At 64.7% G+C, this 16,071-nt stretch carries 19 protein-coding genes and 1 riboswitch; of the genes, 10 read left to right on the forward strand and 9 right to left on the reverse strand.

Annotated features, from left to right (window positions below; genetic code table 11):
* Positions 1 to 73: 73 nt before the first annotated feature.
* The gene (locus tag RAD04_RS34780; protein WP_461627387.1) at positions 74 to 1,174 is read right to left on the reverse strand and encodes a serine hydrolase domain-containing protein; all 1,101 of its coding nucleotides are present in this window, start codon (positions 1,172 to 1,174) and stop codon (positions 74 to 76) included.
* Positions 1,175 to 1,271: 97 nt separating this feature from the next.
* Here RAD04_RS34780 and RAD04_RS34785 point away from each other — a divergent pair, with 97 nt between their 5' ends.
* Entirely contained in the window at positions 1,272 to 1,601 is a 330-nt protein-coding gene (locus RAD04_RS34785) for a PadR family transcriptional regulator (RefSeq protein ID WP_091958542.1), read from the forward strand.
* Positions 1,598 to 2,170, forward strand: a complete 573-nt coding sequence (locus tag RAD04_RS34790) for a DUF1700 domain-containing protein (protein ID WP_461627388.1) — start codon at positions 1,598 to 1,600, stop codon at positions 2,168 to 2,170. The genes RAD04_RS34785 and RAD04_RS34790 overlap by 4 nt, the downstream gene beginning before the upstream one ends.
* 66 nt (positions 2,171 to 2,236) lie before the next feature.
* Here RAD04_RS34790 and RAD04_RS34795 read toward each other — a convergent pair whose 3' ends face one another.
* Positions 2,237 to 2,797 (reverse strand): 6,7-dimethyl-8-ribityllumazine synthase, encoded by a 561-nt coding sequence (locus RAD04_RS34795; protein WP_461627389.1) that lies wholly within the window; start codon positions 2,795 to 2,797, stop codon positions 2,237 to 2,239.
* Positions 2,798 to 2,872: 75 nt separating this feature from the next.
* A riboswitch (FMN riboswitch) is annotated at positions 2,873 to 3,047 on the reverse strand.
* A 437-nt stretch (positions 3,048 to 3,484) separates the two neighbouring features.
* Here RAD04_RS34795 and RAD04_RS34800 point away from each other — a divergent pair.
* Together RAD04_RS34800 and proC are read left to right on the forward strand one after the other, a co-directional pair.
* Positions 3,485 to 3,985, forward strand: coding sequence for a type III secretion system chaperone family protein (locus tag RAD04_RS34800; protein WP_461616654.1), 501 nt, complete (start codon positions 3,485 to 3,487; stop codon positions 3,983 to 3,985).
* Between the two features lie 219 nt (positions 3,986 to 4,204).
* The gene (gene proC, locus RAD04_RS34805; protein WP_461627390.1) at positions 4,205 to 5,032 is read left to right on the forward strand and encodes a pyrroline-5-carboxylate reductase; all 828 of its coding nucleotides are present in this window, start codon (positions 4,205 to 4,207) and stop codon (positions 5,030 to 5,032) included.
* Positions 5,033 to 5,153: 121 nt separating this feature from the next.
* On the opposite strand, the gene RAD04_RS34810 is transcribed toward proC, so the two are convergent.
* The 5 genes from RAD04_RS34810 to RAD04_RS34830 all read right to left on the reverse strand — a co-directional run bounded on the left by RAD04_RS34810 (position 5,154) and on the right by RAD04_RS34830 (position 9,462).
* Positions 5,154 to 5,558, reverse strand: a complete 405-nt coding sequence (locus tag RAD04_RS34810; protein WP_018318339.1) for a thioesterase family protein — start codon at positions 5,556 to 5,558, stop codon at positions 5,154 to 5,156.
* Between the two features lie 112 nt (positions 5,559 to 5,670).
* Positions 5,671 to 5,937 (reverse strand): tautomerase family protein, encoded by a 267-nt coding sequence (locus RAD04_RS34815; RefSeq protein ID WP_109866587.1) that lies wholly within the window; start codon positions 5,935 to 5,937, stop codon positions 5,671 to 5,673.
* Between the two features lie 55 nt (positions 5,938 to 5,992).
* Positions 5,993 to 7,513, reverse strand: coding sequence for a histidine--tRNA ligase (gene hisS, locus RAD04_RS34820; protein WP_461627391.1), 1,521 nt, complete (start codon positions 7,511 to 7,513; stop codon positions 5,993 to 5,995).
* Between the two features lie 206 nt (positions 7,514 to 7,719).
* Positions 7,720 to 8,244, reverse strand: a complete 525-nt coding sequence (locus RAD04_RS34825; RefSeq protein ID WP_461627392.1) for a YegJ family protein — start codon at positions 8,242 to 8,244, stop codon at positions 7,720 to 7,722.
* A gap of 135 nt (positions 8,245 to 8,379) precedes the next feature.
* Positions 8,380 to 9,462: a branched-chain amino acid aminotransferase gene (locus RAD04_RS34830; RefSeq protein ID WP_461627393.1), complete on the reverse strand. Its 1,083-nt coding sequence runs from the start codon at positions 9,460 to 9,462 to the stop codon at positions 8,380 to 8,382.
* A 336-nt stretch (positions 9,463 to 9,798) separates the two neighbouring features.
* On the opposite strand from RAD04_RS34830, the gene RAD04_RS34835 reads away from it, so the two are divergent.
* Genes RAD04_RS34835 through RAD04_RS34845 form a run of 3 tightly spaced genes read left to right on the forward strand, consistent with a single transcriptional unit; the run spans position 9,799 to position 12,476 of the window.
* Positions 9,799 to 10,341: a MarR family winged helix-turn-helix transcriptional regulator gene (locus tag RAD04_RS34835; protein WP_028140157.1), complete on the forward strand. Its 543-nt coding sequence runs from the start codon at positions 9,799 to 9,801 to the stop codon at positions 10,339 to 10,341.
* On the forward strand, positions 10,338 to 11,069 hold the full coding sequence (locus RAD04_RS34840) for a response regulator (RefSeq protein WP_461627394.1): 732 nt from the start codon (positions 10,338 to 10,340) through the stop codon (positions 11,067 to 11,069). Before RAD04_RS34835 ends, RAD04_RS34840 begins: the two co-directional genes overlap by 4 nt.
* Positions 11,070 to 11,087: 18 nt before the next feature.
* On the forward strand, positions 11,088 to 12,476 hold the full coding sequence (locus tag RAD04_RS34845) for an ATP-binding protein (RefSeq protein ID WP_461627395.1): 1,389 nt from the start codon (positions 11,088 to 11,090) through the stop codon (positions 12,474 to 12,476).
* Positions 12,477 to 12,525: 49 nt separating this feature from the next.
* Here RAD04_RS34845 and RAD04_RS34850 read toward each other — a convergent pair whose 3' ends face one another.
* The gene (locus RAD04_RS34850; protein ID WP_461627396.1) at positions 12,526 to 13,056 is read right to left on the reverse strand and encodes a DUF3617 domain-containing protein; all 531 of its coding nucleotides are present in this window, start codon (positions 13,054 to 13,056) and stop codon (positions 12,526 to 12,528) included.
* A 44-nt stretch (positions 13,057 to 13,100) separates the two neighbouring features.
* Positions 13,101 to 13,400 carry a hypothetical protein gene (locus RAD04_RS34855; RefSeq protein WP_091958585.1) on the reverse strand — a complete coding sequence of 100 codons (300 nt, stop codon included), beginning with the start codon at positions 13,398 to 13,400 and terminating at the stop codon, positions 13,101 to 13,103.
* A gap of 185 nt (positions 13,401 to 13,585) precedes the next feature.
* Here RAD04_RS34855 and RAD04_RS34860 point away from each other — a divergent pair, with 185 nt between their 5' ends.
* The 3 genes from RAD04_RS34860 to RAD04_RS34870 all read left to right on the forward strand — a co-directional run bounded on the left by RAD04_RS34860 (position 13,586) and on the right by RAD04_RS34870 (position 15,911).
* Positions 13,586 to 14,047, forward strand: a complete 462-nt coding sequence (locus RAD04_RS34860) for a hypothetical protein (RefSeq protein ID WP_091958589.1) — start codon at positions 13,586 to 13,588, stop codon at positions 14,045 to 14,047.
* Positions 14,048 to 14,178: 131 nt separating this feature from the next.
* Positions 14,179 to 14,871, forward strand: a complete 693-nt coding sequence (locus RAD04_RS34865; RefSeq protein WP_461627397.1) for a ribonuclease T2 family protein — start codon at positions 14,179 to 14,181, stop codon at positions 14,869 to 14,871.
* Positions 14,872 to 15,050: 179 nt separating this feature from the next.
* Entirely contained in the window at positions 15,051 to 15,911 is an 861-nt protein-coding gene (locus RAD04_RS34870; RefSeq protein ID WP_461627398.1) for a 23S rRNA (adenine(2030)-N(6))-methyltransferase RlmJ, read from the forward strand.
* The last annotated feature ends 160 nt before the right edge of the window (positions 15,912 to 16,071 follow it).

A 16,071-nucleotide genomic window follows, 5' to 3' on the forward strand; every position in this document is an offset into this window, starting at 1 on the left:
GTTATCGTAAGTAAGATGGGCGCAGGCGCAAAGCGCCGCGTGCACCTTCTTCCCTTTGCGGTACCAGCAGCTCTCATGCCGCAAAGCCCGGCAACACAACGTCGTTCAAGAGCGCAATCAATACGGCGGCCTGCTCCTGACCTGATCGACCGTAATTTCCACAGTGGATCACGAAGGCGAGATCACGCGTTGGAATCACGTACAGATACTGGCCGCCCCAGCCGACACCGCCGAACCAGTGCAGCGGTTGCGCAGTGGCGAAATCGCCCATGTACCATTGATAGCCGTAGTCGCGGCCAACCATGGTTTGGACAACGGGCGTGGTCACACGCTTCACCCAGTCGGCCGGAACGACGGGCTTTCCATTCCAGTTGCCGTTCGCCAGCATCAGCTGCCCGATCTTGACGAGGTCAGGCGGCAATAGGCGCGCACCTGAGGCAGCGCGCGGTTCACTATCACGGCCGACGCTCCAGTCGGACGGACCGAAGCCGAGGGGATCGAACAGCATACGACGGCAATAGGCCGGCAGGGCTTCGCCAGTGCCTTTGGCTATGAGCCGGCCGAGCAGCGCCGTGGCACCACCGCAATAGGTCCACTTCACGCCGGGCTCGCCGACGATCGGGCGCTCAAGGATGAAGCGGTAACGATCGGGCGCAGCCTCCATCGCAATCTCGCTGTTGCGGGGATCGCCATAGGGAATGGTGAGCTCGTCCCATTCGAAGCCGAGCGTCATCGACAGCACATGATGGATCGTGATCTTGTCGCGGCCCGGCTGCACGGCGAGATCGGCATACTCTGGGAACTGCGCATAGAGCTTTGCGTCCGGTGACGGCACCTTGCCTTCTGCGAGCGCGATGCCATAGGCGAGGCCGACGATGCTCTTGGAGACAGAGCGCAGATCGTGCAGCACGTCAGGGCCAAACACGACATGGCCGAGCTGCCGGTCCCAGCCCTGGTCCTCGCCCTGCCCGTAATGCTCGAACACCAGCTTGCCGCGCTGACTCACCAGCAACGCGTGAAGACCGGGCAGCTTTCCGGCGCGCTCCAGTGCAGCGAGGCGCTCGGCGACGTCCGATGATGCCGCGGAGGCCGGCTCGGCCCAGGGGAAGGTCGATGGCAGGGCCACGCTCGCGCCAAGGCCCGCCAGCAGATGACGACGATTGAGATCGACCATGGGTCCATTCCTCCAGAATTGGGTATATACAGGTACCTTGTTATACATGGTACCTTGCTATATAAGGTCCCTCGAAAGCGGTGTAGTCAAGGAGGAAATGGCCGACTCGACGAATCAGGTTCAGCTCAAGAAAGGCGCGCTGGAGCTCTGCGTGCTAGCCCTGCTCGCGCGCGGCGAGAGCTATGCCTATGAGATCGCGAGCACGCTGTCGGCCGGCGTCGGCATGGGTGAAGGAACGATCTATCCGCTGATGCGGCGGATGCAGGATGACGGTCTGGTCGACACCCGCCTGGAGGAATCCAGCAGCGGCCCGCCGCGCAAATACTACCGCCTGACGGCCGCCGGCCGCGCCGCCTTCGCCGCGCAGAAGCGCGACTGGCGAAGCTTTACCGACGCGGTCGACCGCCTCCTCGGAGACGCCAGATGACCCGCGACGACTTCCTTCACATCCTTGCCGATGGGCTCACGGGACTGCCCGCAGTCGAGATCAACGACATCCTCGCCGACTACGCTGCGCATTTCGAAGAGGCTCGCGCCTCGGGACGGAGCGAGCAAGAGGTAGCTTCCGCGCTCGGCGATCCCAGGCGACTGGCGCGCGAGCTGCGCGCCGAGACAGGACTACGCCGGTGGGAGAACCATCACTCATTCCGCAACTCCACGTCCGCGCTGTTCGCACTCAGTGGCCTCGCCGTGGTCGACGTCGTCCTGCTGCTGCCATTACTGCTTGCCGTTCTACTCATCCTGCTCGTGATCGCTTTCGTCATGTGCGTGCTGGGGATCGTCGGCGTCGGATGGCTGATCAGTGTCTACAAGCATTTTGGCGACGGACACGTCGTTAATCTGATCTTGCGCGGGCTCGCAGGCGTCGCGCTGGTAACCACGGGGGCGGGCTTCGCTGCGCTATTGGCGCTTGGACTCAACGCCGCCGTCAGATGGCTCGGCAATTATGCACGGCTGCATTATCGGCTGCTCAAGCCGGATCGGCCGGTCGCTTAAGTCAGACAAAGATGCATTGTCATCCGGGGCGGCGCAGCCGCCGCCCCGGGAACAATCGTGTTGTGCCTACCCCACGATCCCCGCGGCGACCTGGCCGCGCAGGCGTTCGAGGCCGAGCAGCGTCTCCGCGCAGGCCGCCGCCACCTCCACGCCCTTGATCGCAAAGTGCTTGCGGAAGAAGTCGTAGTGCACCTCGGTCTCGTGGAATTGCTGCGGCGTCAGCACCGCCGAGAACACGGGCACTTCGGTGCGCAGCTGCACGTCCATCAAGGCCTTGATCACAGTGTCGGCGACGAACTCGTGGCGATAGATGCCGCCATCGACGACGAGGCCGGCCGCGACGATGGCGGTGTAGCGCCGCGTCTTGGCGAGGACCTGCGCGTGCAGCGGGATCTCGAACGAGCCCGGCACCTCGAACACGTCGACATGAGTGAGATGGCGCGCCTCGGCCTCCTTGATGAAGGCGATGCGGGCCTCTTCGACCACGTCGCGATGCCAGCAGGCCTGCACGAAGGCCACCCGCTGCGGCTTGGCAAAGCGCGGGTGGTCAGGCGCCGGGCCTTGCGGAACCGGCGGTTGGGCGGCGTCAGAAGTTTCGGTTTTGGGGTCTTGCAGCATCTGATTCATGGCTTTCCTTCTTAAGGACCAGAATCAGGGCACACGGAACGACAAACAGCCGCATCTTGCGATGCGTCTGCCTCCGACCGTTCTCTTTCATCCGGACTTTAACCGTCGGCTTCGGAGTTGCACCGAATCTGCTGACCCCTCCCCCTCGGCAAAATCCTTTTCAGGAAGATCCTGGGGGAAGGCGCTCGCGGGCTTAGGCCTCTCGGCCCTTACCGCCGGTGGGGACTTTCACCCCGCCCTGAGAACATCGGCCGTCCGGGATGAACGACCTGACCGGAAATATGACGCCAGCCGGCGGCCGCAGCAAGCGTGTTCCGTATGGGCGGATCGCATGGTCCCATGTCATTCCCGCGGGAGCGGCCCTCGCGGGACGGAATTAACGAATGGCGCCCTCCCCCGCGAATCCGATTCCGGTTTGTTCTCATCCATCCGGATCGAGGACTTCCCTCCGTTAAGAATTGTGGCGGAGATGAGCTGTGGACGAACGAGTCCTGGCTTGTGGACGGACTCGGGACCCCGTTGCGCAGATTCCGCAAATCACATCACTTGATCCGCGACAGGCCCGCGCCGATCCGAGGGGATCGCAAGAGCGACCCCGAGGGGAATCGCGACAGCGACATTGAGGGAGCGTACCGGGCCGACCGCGTGCGTATCAAAGACAACAAAAAGGCAAGAGGTCGAGACGGAATGTCCCTGCTCGAAGGCACCATCGATTCCAAAAGCCATCCGCTCGCGGTGGTCGAGGATATCGCTGCCAGCAACAACTGGCCGTTTGAACGCTCCGGCGAAGACGAACTCACCATTGTCTCCAAGGGACAATGGACCGACTACCAGATCTCGTTCACCTGGATGGGCGAGATCGAGGCGCTGCATCTGGCCTGCGCATTTGACATGAAGATTCCGGTTGCGCGCCGCGGCGAGGTGCAGCGGCTCGTCGCCGCTGTCAACGAGCAGCTGTGGGTCGGGCACTTCGATCTCTGGACCAACACCGGCATGATCATGCACCGCCAAGCCCTGGTGCTGCCGGGCGGGCTCACCGCCTCGACCGCGCAATGCGAGGCCATGCTCGCCGGCGCCATCCACGCCTGCGAGCGCTATTTCCCGGCGTTCCAGTTCGTGGTGTGGGCAGGCAAGACCACCGCGCAGGCCATGGACGCGGCAATGTTCGACACGGTGGGAGAGGCGTAACCTCAAGAAGTGAGGGAGCCGCAGCTCCCTCCCCACCGTCGTCCCGGACAAGCGAAGCGAAGATCCGGGACCCAGACCGCGTGATGCCGCTTGTGGCACGCGGCTTGTTGCCAACATCCCCATCCATTAGAACCGCCTGTGGTGACGCGACGAGCGCAAGCGCTCGCGCGGGGGGTCCCCGCGTTCGCAGGGACGACACCTTTTGCTTGGGTGATCACAGTGGCTAACAACAGCACTCTTCAAAACATCACCGGCACCATCCTCCTCGCCGGCGCCGGCAAGATGGGCGGCGCGATGCTGACCGGATGGTTGGCGGGCGGACTCGATCCGCGCCGCGTCGCGGTGGTCGATCCGCACATCTCGCCCGAGATTACCGCGCTCGCGGCCAAGGGCATTGCGCTCAATCCCGATGCGAAGACTGCCGGGACGGTCGAGACGATGGTCGTCGCGGTGAAGCCGCAGATGTTCCGCGAGGCCGGCGCGAAGCTGAAATCGTTTGTCTCGGACAAGACTTCGGTGGTCTCGATCATGGCGGGAACCACGATCGCATCGCTCCAGGAGGTCTGCGGCGGCGCCGCGGTGCGCGCGATGCCGAACACGCCGGCCGCGATCGGCCGCGGCATCACCGTTGCGGTCGCAGCCAAGAACGTCAGCGCCGCGCAGCGCGCGGTGGCCGATGCGCTGCTGCGTGCCACCGGCTCGGTCGAATGGGTCGATGACGAGAGCCTGATGGACGCGGTCACGGCCGTCTCCGGGTCAGGCCCAGCCTATGTGTTTCTGCTCGCCGAAGAGCTCGCCCGCGCCGGCGTCGAGGCCGGATTGCCCGAGTCGCTGGCAATTAAGCTCGCACGCGAGACCGTCGCCGGCTCCGGCGAACTGCTGCACCAGTCGGAGCTGCCGTCGAGCACGCTGCGCCAGAACGTCACCTCGCCCGGCGGCACCACGGCCGCCGCGCTCGGCGTGCTGATGGGCGAGCCGGGTCTGCGCGACCTGATGATCCGCGCGATCGCGGCGGCGACGAAGCGGTCGAAGGAATTGGCGAAGTAAGCAGGTGCCGTAGGGTGGGTTAGGCGAAGCCGTAACCCACCTCTTCTATTTCCGAGGACGCAGACGTGGTGGATTACGCCAAGCGGTCTACGCTTCGCGTAGTCCGCAGGGCTAATCGACCCTACGGTGTCGTGCCCGCAGCTAACCGCCTGTTGAACATCTCGACATTGACGAGGCCGCGCGCGTGGCGGCCTTCGCCGAGCTTGCGAGTGCCCTCGAACGCCTCGACCTCGAAGCGGATGACGCGGCGCTCGACTGCGACGACCTTCGCGGTGGTCCGCACCGTCGCGCCGACGAGCGCGGCTGCGAGATGGCGGATGTCGACCTCGGTGCCGACAGTGACCCAGCCGGGCTGAAGCGCAGCGCGGATTGCATCGCCTGCGGTCATCTCCATTTCCAGGATCATCATCGGCGTCGCGTAGACAAACGGCATGCCCGGCACGAAATGCCCGACCGTGCGCTCCGCCGGGACCACCAGCGTGCGCTCGGCATTCATGCCGACCTTGATGAAATCGCGTGCGTCCATGGGTCTTGCTCGTCATTCCGGGGCGGCGCCTAGCGCCGAACCCGGAATCCAGAAGTTTGCGGCACGAGATTCCGGATTCGCGCTTCGCGCGCCCCGGAATGACGCTAACGCGTCACTTCTTCGCCGCCGCCGCGCGCTCCACGAACGTCTTGCCGCCCTTCATCTTGTGACGGAGCGGGGCTTCGTTGATCTGGATGACGACGGCATCGGCATCGACGCCGAGATTCTTCACCAACGCCTGGGTGATGTCGCGCATCATACCGGCCTTCTGCTCGTCGGTGCGGCCTTCGGCCATGCTGACAGTGATCTCAGGCATTGTTTTCTCCCTGTTGCTGTCGTCATGGCCGGGCTTGTCCCGGCCATTCACGTGCTTATCCATCAAACAAGACGTGGATGCCCGGGACAAGCCCGGGCATGACGGCTTGGCGGAATAGCTATCCCCACTTTACGTCATGGCGGGCCAGGACCTCGCGCACCTTGGCGACGAGATCGGCTTCGCTGCACGAGAACTGCGCCGGGCGACTCTCGCGCCATTCCTGGTTGGAGGCGATCGCCGCGGCGGCCTTGGCGCCTTCGATCAGATCCTTGATCTGCAGCTCGCCGCGCGCCTTTTCATCCGAGCCCTGGATGATCACGCACGGTGAATTGCGGCGGTCGGCATATTTGAGCTGATTGCCCATGTTCTTGGGATTGCCGAGATAGAGTTCGGCGCGGATGCCGGCAGTGCGCAAGCTTGCCACCATCTTCTGATAGTCGGCGACGCGGTCGCGTTCGAACACGGTGACGACGACGGGGCCGAATTCCGGCTTGGTGTCGAGCTTGCCGAGGAGCGTCAGCGCTGCCTGAAGCCGCGAGACGCCGATCGAGAAACCGGTCGCCGGCACCGCCTCGCCGCGGAAGCGCGAGACGAGGCCGTCGTAGCGGCCGCCGCCACCGACCGAGCCGAAGCGCACCGGGCGGCCCTTCTCGTCCTTGGTCTCCAGCAGCAGTTCGACCTCGTAGACGGGGCCAGTGTAATATTCGAGGCCGCGCACGACGGACGGATCGATCTTGATGCGGTCCGCACCGTAGCCCGACGCCGTGACCAGCTTGGCAATCTCATCCAGCTCGCTCACGCCGGCCTGACCGACTTCGCTCTTGGCGAGGTACGTTTCGGCCGCGGCAATGGCCTCTTTCCAATCCTCGCGCGGCTTGGTGATGGCGAGCACGACATCAGCCTCCGCCTCGCTCAAATTGGCGCCCTTCGTGAAGTCGCCCTTGCCTTCCTCGCCGCCGTCCCATCGTCCGGGACCGAGCAATTTACGCACTTCGTCGGCGGAAAACTTGTCGAGCTTATCGATGGCGCGCAGGACGGTCAGCCTGCGGCCTGCGTTCTCGTCGCCACCTAGCCCGATGGCTTCGAGCACGCCGTCGAGCACCTTGCGGTTGTTGACCTTCACGACATAGGAGCCGCGCGCAATGCCGAGCGCTTCCATCGTGTCCGCGGCCATCATACATATCTCGGCATCCGCCGCCGGCGTCGCCGAGCCGACCGTGTCGGCATCGAACTGCATGAACTGGCGGAAGCGGCCGGGGCCGGGCTTTTCGTTGCGGAAGACGTAGCCGACTCGGTAGCTGCGGTAGGGCAAGACCAGAGCGTCGGTGCCGTAGCGCTCGCCGACATAGCGGGCGAGCGGCGCGGTCAAATCGTAGCGCAGGCTGATCCACTGCTCGTCGTCGTCCTGGAACGAGAACACGCCCTCGTTGGGACGGTCCTGGTCGGGCAGGAACTTGCCGAGCGCATCGGTGTATTCCATCGCCGGCGTTTCCACGGGCTCGAAGCCGTAGAGCTCATAGACGGCGCGGATCTTCTCGACCATCTCGCGCCTCGCGCGGATCGCCGAGGGATCGCGATCCTCGAGCCCGCGCGGCAGGCGCGCCTTCAGTTTCTGGGGTTTTTTGGATTTCTCGGCCATGCGCGGCATTTACCAGCCGGGGCGCGGGGCGGCAACCGGTGCCTTTCCCCTCTCCCCTTGTGGGAGAGGGTGGATCGCCGCGAAGCGGCGAGACGGGCGAGGGGTCTCAATCCGCGAATGCGCCTCTCATGATTGAGATCGCGGAGAGAACCCCGCATCCGGCGCTTCGCGCCACCTTCTCCCACAGGGGGAGAAGGAAGAAGCCCCTACGGCTGCTCCATCCGCGCCCTCAGGGCATCCGCGTCCGCCTTCGGCAGCGACTTCAGCGTCGGCTTGATGGTTTCGCCGCCGACGATCTTGCCGTTGCGCATGAACATCCAGTCCGAAATGTCGGTCTCGGTGAACTTGACCTCGTCGCCGGCCCGCTTGCCGGGCAGGTCACGCGGTTCGTTGGCGAAGAGACCAGAATAGGTCCCGTCTGGCCGCTTCTTCACCTCGCCGATCCAGATGTGCTCACCGCCCTTGCGGGTCGAGAAGCGCACCTTCAGGGCGTGCCCGGCCTCCGACGGCTTTGGCGATTGATAGGAGGCCCAGAAGGTCGACAACGTGCCGCGGGCGCGCGCGATCGCGGCATTCATCTCGGGATCGCTGGTGCGCACATCGACGATCGGCGAGCGGTCTTGCGCGACCACCTCATGCATCGGGCCGATGGTCAGGATGCCGAAAACGGAAACGCCGGTGATTGCGGCGAGAACGACCCATTTCATGGGTTGGGAGAGTTTCGTTGCCATGGTCGCGATGTCCTGATGTCCAGATGTGTCCAGACTTTGTCGCATGTCGGCAACGGCACGTTCAGTGCACGAAAAACCACAAACGATGCGCGTTTCTCCTCTCCTCATGAGAGGGGAAACGCGCATCGCCGCATCTCAGAACACCTTGCGGATCCAGTTGTGGGGATCGTTGGTGCGGCCGTACTGGATGTCGACCAGCTGCTTGCGCAAGCCCATGGCGACGGGGCCGGCAGCGCCGCCGCCGATCTCGAAATCACCGCTCACCGAACGCACCTTGCCGATCGGCGAGATCACGGCCGCGGTGCCGCAGGCAAACGCTTCCTTCAGCTTGCCGGAGCTTGCATCCTTGCGCCACTGGTCGAGCGAATACGGCTCCTCGCGCACGGTCTTGCCGGCATCCTTTGCGAGCGCGATGATGGAGTCGCGGGTGATGCCAGGCAGGATGGTGCCGAGCGGCGGCGTCGAGAGCGAGCCGTCGTCGAACACGAAGAAAACGTTCATGCCGCCGAGCTCCTCGATATAGCGGCGCTCGACCGCGTCGAGGAAGACCACCTGATCGCAGCCATGCTGGATCGCTTCGGCCTGGGCACGCAGGCTCGCAGCGTAATTGCCGCCGCATTTGACGGCACCGGTGCCGCCGACGGCCGCGCGCGTGTAATTCTCCGAGACCCAGATCGACACCGGCGCAGGCCCGCCCTTGAAGTAAGAGCCGACCGGCGAAGCGATCACTGCAAAAATGTATTCGGACGACGGCTTGACGCCGAGGAAGGTCTCGCTCGCGATCATGAAGGGCCGCAGGTAGAGGCTGCCCTCGCCGCCCGGCATCCAGGCGCGGTCGATGCGCACGACCTGCTCGACCGCCTCGATGAAGACGTCCTCGGGCAGCTGCGCCATCGCCATGCGGTCCGCCGAGTCCTTGAAGCGCCGCGCATTGGCGTCGGGACGGAACAGGTTCACGCCGCCATCGTCGCGCTTGTAGGCCTTGAGGCCCTCGAAGATTTCCTGGGCGTAGTGCAGCACCGCGCCGGCCGGATCCATCTGGAAGTTGGCGCGTGCCTCGACACGCGCCTCGAACCAGCCGCCCTTGGCCTGGTTGTAGCGCACGATCGCCATGTGATCGGTGAAGACCCGTCCGAAGCCGGGGTCCACCAGCTTGGCCACGCGGTCCTTCTCGGGCGTCGGATTGGATGCGGGCTGGATGTCGAATTTCATGCTCATGTCCTTGCCTCCCGCTGCCGGTGGCGGCGCCGTTCTGGCGCCGGCCTGCCCCTTTCGGGCCCGGCTGGCTTGATTGGTTTTAGGCCGGACCACCGCCAGCCTTGTTACGGCCGGTTTCCGTGGCCAGCATATCGCCGAGGACATGCTTTTGCGGAAGGCGGAAGTCCAGTATGTTTTGTCGAAACGCCGCTCGACAATCGCACGGTAGATCTGATCCGGCCGTCGTCGCCTGTCCGGCTCTCTCCAGCCGCCCTGCTTCGATGCCACCCGCGCGAAACGATCTAAAATTTCGTGCTGGTCAATCGTTTTGTAACATTGAACCCAAGATACGTCAATATGCCTGACATAAATTTCGCGACTTCCTCTCACGACGCTGCCGAGCCCAAGCCGGCCGCAGACGACGGAGGCAATTTGCGCTGGGATATCATCGAGCTACTGTTCTTCGCCTACCGCGACTTCGTCGGCGACCCCGACCAGGAGCTGGAGGCTTTCGGCTTCGGCCGAGCCCATCACCGGGTCATGCACTTCGTCTACCGCTATCCCGGCCTCAAGGTCGCCGATCTGCTCGACGTCCTGCGCATCACCAAGCAATCGCTCGGCCGCGTGCTCAAGCAGCTGCTGGACGAGGGCTACATCGTGCAGAAGACCGGCGACAATGACCGCCGCCAGCGCCTGCTCTACGCGACGCCGAAGGGCGAGGCGCTGGTGCAGAAGCTCGCCGGTCTGCAGACCACGCGGATCACCAAGGCGCTCGCCGAAATGGGTCCGCAGGATGCCGAGACGGTCAAGCGCTTCCTGCGCGCGATGATCGATCGCGACGATCCGGACAAGGTGCTCGAGACGATCTTCGCTTCCGTCAACCACGACGCCAAGGAGTGACCGTGACGCTCGCTGCCACTCTCGCCCGCCCGCCGGCACGCCCGGCCGATGATGCGCCGCATCTGCTGCTGGTCGACGACGACCGCCGCATCCGCGATCTGCTCTCGCGCTTCCTCGCCGCCGAGGGCTACCGCGTCACCACCGCCGCGAGTGCCGGCGATGCGCGCTCGAAACTGCAGGGCCTGCATTTCGACCTCTTGATCCTCGACGTCATGATGCCCGGCGAGACCGGCTTCGATCTCGCTCGCTTCATCCGGACATCCTCCTCGGTGCCGATCGTGATGCTGACGGCACGACACGAGGCGGAAGCGCGTATCGAGGGCCTGCAGATCGGCGCCGACGACTACGTGGCGAAACCGTTCGAGCCGCGCGAGCTGGCGCTGCGCATCAACAATATCCTCAAGCGCGCCGCTCCGCCGCCGCAGGCCACGGCGGTGGAGAAGATCGCGTTCGGCCCCTACGTCTACCATCTCGATCGCGGCGAGCTGCGCCAGGGCGAGGAGGTCATCCACCTCACCGACCGCGAGCGCGAGATGCTGCGCGTTCTCTCGGAGACGCCGGGCGAGACCGTGCCGCGCAGTGCGCTGACCGGCAACGGCAGCGTCAACGAGCGCGCCGTCGACGTGCAGATCAACCGCCTCAGGCGCAAGATCGAGACCGATCCCGCCAATCCGCTGTTCCTCCAGGCGGTGCGCGGCATCGGCTACCGGCTGGTAGCCTCGCCATAAATCAGTGAAGCGCGACCGATGAGCACGATCGATACCGGCCTGACGCTGCTCCGAAGCGCCGCCGGCCGCGTCTCCGCCGTCAACGGCTGGATGGGCAACGCGTTCAAGGGCTGGATGCCGACCGGCCTCTACGCCCGCGCGCTCCTCATCATGATCGTGCCGATGGTGGTGCTGCAATCGGTCGTGGCCTTCGTGTTCATGGAGAGGCACTGGAATACGGTGACGCGCCGACTGTCGGCCGCCGTGGTGCAGGACATCGCCGCGCTGATCGACGTCTACAAGGGTTATCCGCAAGATAAGGATCGCGACCAGATCCGCCGTATCGCGCAGCAGCGCCTCGGCCTCGTCGTCGATTTCCTGCCCGCCGGCGACATGCCGCCGCCGGGACCAAAGCCGTTCTTCTCGCTGCTCGACCAGACGCTGTCGGTGCAGCTCGGCCGCCAGATCGGGCGCTCGTTCTGGATCGACACGGTCGGCCGCTCCAACCTCGTCGAGATCCGCATCCAGCTCGACGATGCCGTGATGCGCGTGTTCGCGCAGCGCAGCGCCGCCTATGCCTCCAACTCGGAGATATTCCTGTTCTGGATGGTCGGCACGTCCTCGATCCTGCTGATCGTCGCCGTGCTGTTCCTGCGCAACCAGATCAAGCCGATCCTGCGTCTTGCGGACGCCGCCGAAAGCTTCGGCAAGGGCCGCGAAGCGCCGAACTTCCGCCCCAGGGGCGCGCGCGAGGTGCGGCGCGCGGCGGTCGCCTTCCTCGAGATGAAGTCGCGCATCGAGCGCACCATGGAGCAGCGCACCGCGATGCTCGCCGGCGTCAGTCACGATCTGCGCACCATCCTGACCCGCTTCAAGCTGGAGCTGGCGCTGATCGGCGACAGCCCCGAGCTCGAGGGCATGCGCAAGGACGTCGACGAAATGTCGATGATGCTGGAAGATTACCTCGCCTTTGCGCGCGGCGATTCCGGCGAGCAGTCGCAGCCGACCGACATGGCGCAGGCGCTCGAGGAGCTGCGCGGCGACGCCGAGCGCCACGGTCATACCGCGACCGTCGCCTTCCACGGCCTGCCCGTCGTGACGGTGAAGCCGGCCTCGTTCAAGCGCTGCCTCGCCAATCTCGTCACCAACTCGGCGCGCTACGGCAAGGCCATCGCCATCACCGGCCAGCGCGATCACCGTTATTTGACCGTGACGATCGACGACGACGGACCCGGCATTCCCGCACATTTGCGCGAAGAAGTGTTCAAGCCGTTCCTGCGGCTCGACAACGCCCGCAACCAGGATGAAGGCGGCACCGGCCTTGGCCTTGCCATCGCCCGCGACATCGCCCGCTCGCATGGCGGCGACATCACCCTCGGCGACAGTCCGATGGGGGGACTGCGGGCGAGCGTCAGGATACCGGTGTAGCCGCCGTAGCCCGGATTTCGCTGCGCTCCATCCGGGCTACGATCTCGCCCTACTTCGGCAGCAGCGCCTTCAGCTTATCCATGTCGCGCACGTTCATCTTGAAGCCGCCGGGCATCACGATGTCGCCGGGCTTCTGGTCGGGCTTGCAGGCCCCAAGCCATTTGGCTTGCAGCGTCATGGTGGTATCGCGTCCCGCAGCGCCGGCGACGCCGCCTTGTGCGTGCGAGGCGGTCTTCACCGTATAGGCCGAGTTGAAATCGCCCGTGATCTCGGCATGCGAGGTCGTGCTGACGCCGGCGACGCTGCACTCGGAATCGCTGACATAGCCGGCCGCGGTCTTCTTGATCTCCTGCTTGGCGCAGATCTGCTTGGCCATCGGGGAGACGTTGTTGCTCATCTCCTTGTCGACGGTCTCGTCGGTGCAGTGCTGCATGGTCATCTCGGGCACGGGCGAGCCTGATGTGACCAGCTTCATCTCCCAAAGACCGGCCTTGCGCACCGGCAGGTCGTCGGCAAAAGCACCGCCTGCCGAAACCACGAGGCAAAGGGCCGAGCCGAGCAAAGCGAGTTTGCGCGTCATGTGAAAGGCTCCCGGCTGAGAGAGTGCGGCGTTACGACAGCGCCTCAGTAGAGCGTGCGGATCGGCTGGTCGGCGGCGCCATAAGGCACCCAGCGGCAGGAGAACGAGATGTAGCCGCCCTCATAGGCCTGAACCGCCAGGAATTTCACGACCTTGCCGTAGCGCGCGCAGTGATCGACCGCGGCCTGCCGGGCATCGACCTGGGTGGCCATCGAATAGGCGATGATGCCGCCGGTGTCATTGCCCTTGAACGGCGGCACATAGTCGGCGCGCGCCGACTGGCTCGCCGTCATACCCGAGACAACCAGGCTGGCGAGAAGACCCGCGGCCGCAATGATTCGCATTCCCGTCACTCCAATTGGCTGGCGGCCAGTTTACGGTGCCGGGAGGGAAGTGAAAAGAACGGAAGCCCTGCCAACCACGAAGTTGTGGTCAACTCCTGGCGAAGTGTTGCCGCGCTGCACTTGACCTCCCCCGGCCTTCGCGGCACCGTCCAACCTTCGCAAGACTTTAGCTGTCCGGATTGACCATGCGCGCCCCCTTCCTGAAATTGCTCCGCTATGCCGCCGTGCTTGGCCTCATGTTCGGAGCGATGTCGCTCGGTGAGGCCAGGGCCGCCAATCCGCTGGAGCTGAACTTCTGGCTGAGCGGACCGCGCTATGACGGCGCCGTCGCCGATTGCGACAGGGCGCTGCCGACCATCGCCACCCAGTTCTGGGAGAAGGAAAGCACGTTCTGGAATTCCTCGTTGAGGATCACCGGCTTCTCCGCCGTTCGCGAGACCGCATTCCGGCCCTGGCAGTCCGACAATATTCCGCGCCGCTATTGCACCGGCGAGGCCATGCTCACTGATGGCAAGGTGCGCAAGGTGCACTTCTCGATCATCGAGGATGGCGGCTTCGCCGGCTACGGCAACGGCGTCGAATGGTGCGTGGTCGGGCTCGACCGCAACTGGGCCTACAATCCGGCCTGCCGCGCCGCCAAGCCCTGATTGGGAAGCCCTGATCAGGAAGCCCTGATTGGTCGCGCGAAGCGCCGAACGGCGGCCGCCCGAATTTTGTTCTTGAAATGTTCCCATCGCCTGCTAGGCTTCCTCGCACAGTCTAGTTGAGGGGCGTCGCCATGTTTCATTCCAGATTGCATTTGTTTTCCCGTTTCGTGATCTCCCTGACCCTTGCCGCCGGACTGGCCTTGCTCGCCGGCAGCGCAAACGCCCAGGACAAGCGGCAGAACGCGCCCGGCGAATTCGACTTCTATGTGCTGTCGCTGTCGTGGTCGCCCTCATTCTGCGAGGAGGCGGCCGAGCGTGGCGGCCGCTCGCAGATCCAGTGCAGCGGTCGGCCCTACGCCTTCGTGGTGCATGGGCTGTGGCCGCAATATGAGAACGGCTTCCCGGAATATTGCCAGCGACCCGCACCGCGGCTGAACCGCAGCATCGTCTCCTCGATGCTCGATTTGATGCCGGCGCCGGGCCTGATCTTCAACGAATGGGACAAGCACGGCACCTGCTCCGGCCTCGAGGGCCGCAGCTATTTCGAGACGATCCGCAAGGCGCGCGCTGCGATCAAGATCCCGGCCGAATATCTCGATTTGTCGCAGGCCAAGACCGTGGCGCCGGCGGAGGTCGAAGAGGCCTTCATCAAGGCCAATCCGGGACTGAGCAATGCCGCCGTCTCGGTCACCTGCAACCGGACGCGGCTGTCCGAGGTCCGTATCTGCCTCAGCAAGGACCTGCAATTCCGCGCCTGCGACGAGATCGAACGCCGCACCTGCCGCCGCGATCAGGTCACCATGCCGCCGATCAGGGGTGGTTGAGCTCGACTTCTCAGACCGTCATTCCGGGGCGCGCGAAGCGCGAACTATGATGCGCAGTTGCGCATCTGAGAATCCATCGACCCGCGGCCCGGTGGCGGAATGGATTCCGGGCTCGGTGCTGCGCACCGCCCCGGAATGACGGGAGTTACTTTCATCGCGCGATGTCGTAACTCTCCGCCATGAACTATCGCCACGCCTTCCACGCCGGCAACTTCGCCGATGTCATCAAGCACATCGTGCTGGCGCGCATCATCACCTATCTGCAGGACAAGCCGGGGGCGTTCCGCGTCATCGACACCCATGCCGGCGCCGGCCTCTACGATCTCGACAGCGACGAGGCGCGCCGGGGCGGCGAATGGCTGACCGGTATCGCGCGGCTGATGCAGGCACGCCTGTCGAACGAGACCCTGACGCTGGTACAACCCTATCTCGACATCGTCCGGGCCTTCAATCCGAAGGGTGAGCTCAAGGCCTATCCGGGCTCGCCGTTGATCGCGCGCGGCCTGCTCCGGCCGCAAGACCGGCTCGTCGCCTGCGAGCTCGAGCCGAAGGCGCGGAAAGCGCTGATCGCCGTGCTGCGCCGCGACGAACAGGCCCGCGTGGTCGACCTCGACGGCTGGGTGGCGCTGCCGGCCTTCGTGCCGCCGAAGGAGCGGCGCGGCCTCGTGTTGATCGATCCGCCCTTCGAGGCCAAGGACGAGTTCGAGCGGCTGGGCGAAGCATTCTCCACCGCCTTCGCGAAATGGCCGACCGGCATCTATGTCATTTGGTATCCCGCCAAGAACCGGCGCGCCACCGACACGCTGGTCCAAACGGTGGCGCGGCTCGCAGCTGCAGCAAAGCCGCCGGGAAATTGTCTGCGCCTCGAGTTCAGCGTCGCGCCTCAGCTCGATGGCGGGGCGCTCGCCTCCACCGGGCTCCTGATCGTCAATCCGCCCTACACGCTGCAGGGCGAACTCAAGACGATCCTGCCCGAGCTGGAAATGCCGCTCGGCCAAGGTGGTGCTGCCAGATTCCGATTGGAGGTGCCCAAGCCTTAAAGGCAGCCCGTAACACTCCGGCATTCTTGGGAAAAATATGCAGGAGCGGTAGTCAATCTGCAGAGAACCGTATTATGCTGTTTCCGTGACTGGCTTTACGTTCCGCTTCCGCGAATGGTTGCGGCGGAGTGAAGGCCTAAGAAAGATCCGGCCGGACCGT

The organism is Bradyrhizobium sp. 25ACV (genome assembly GCF_054863005.1).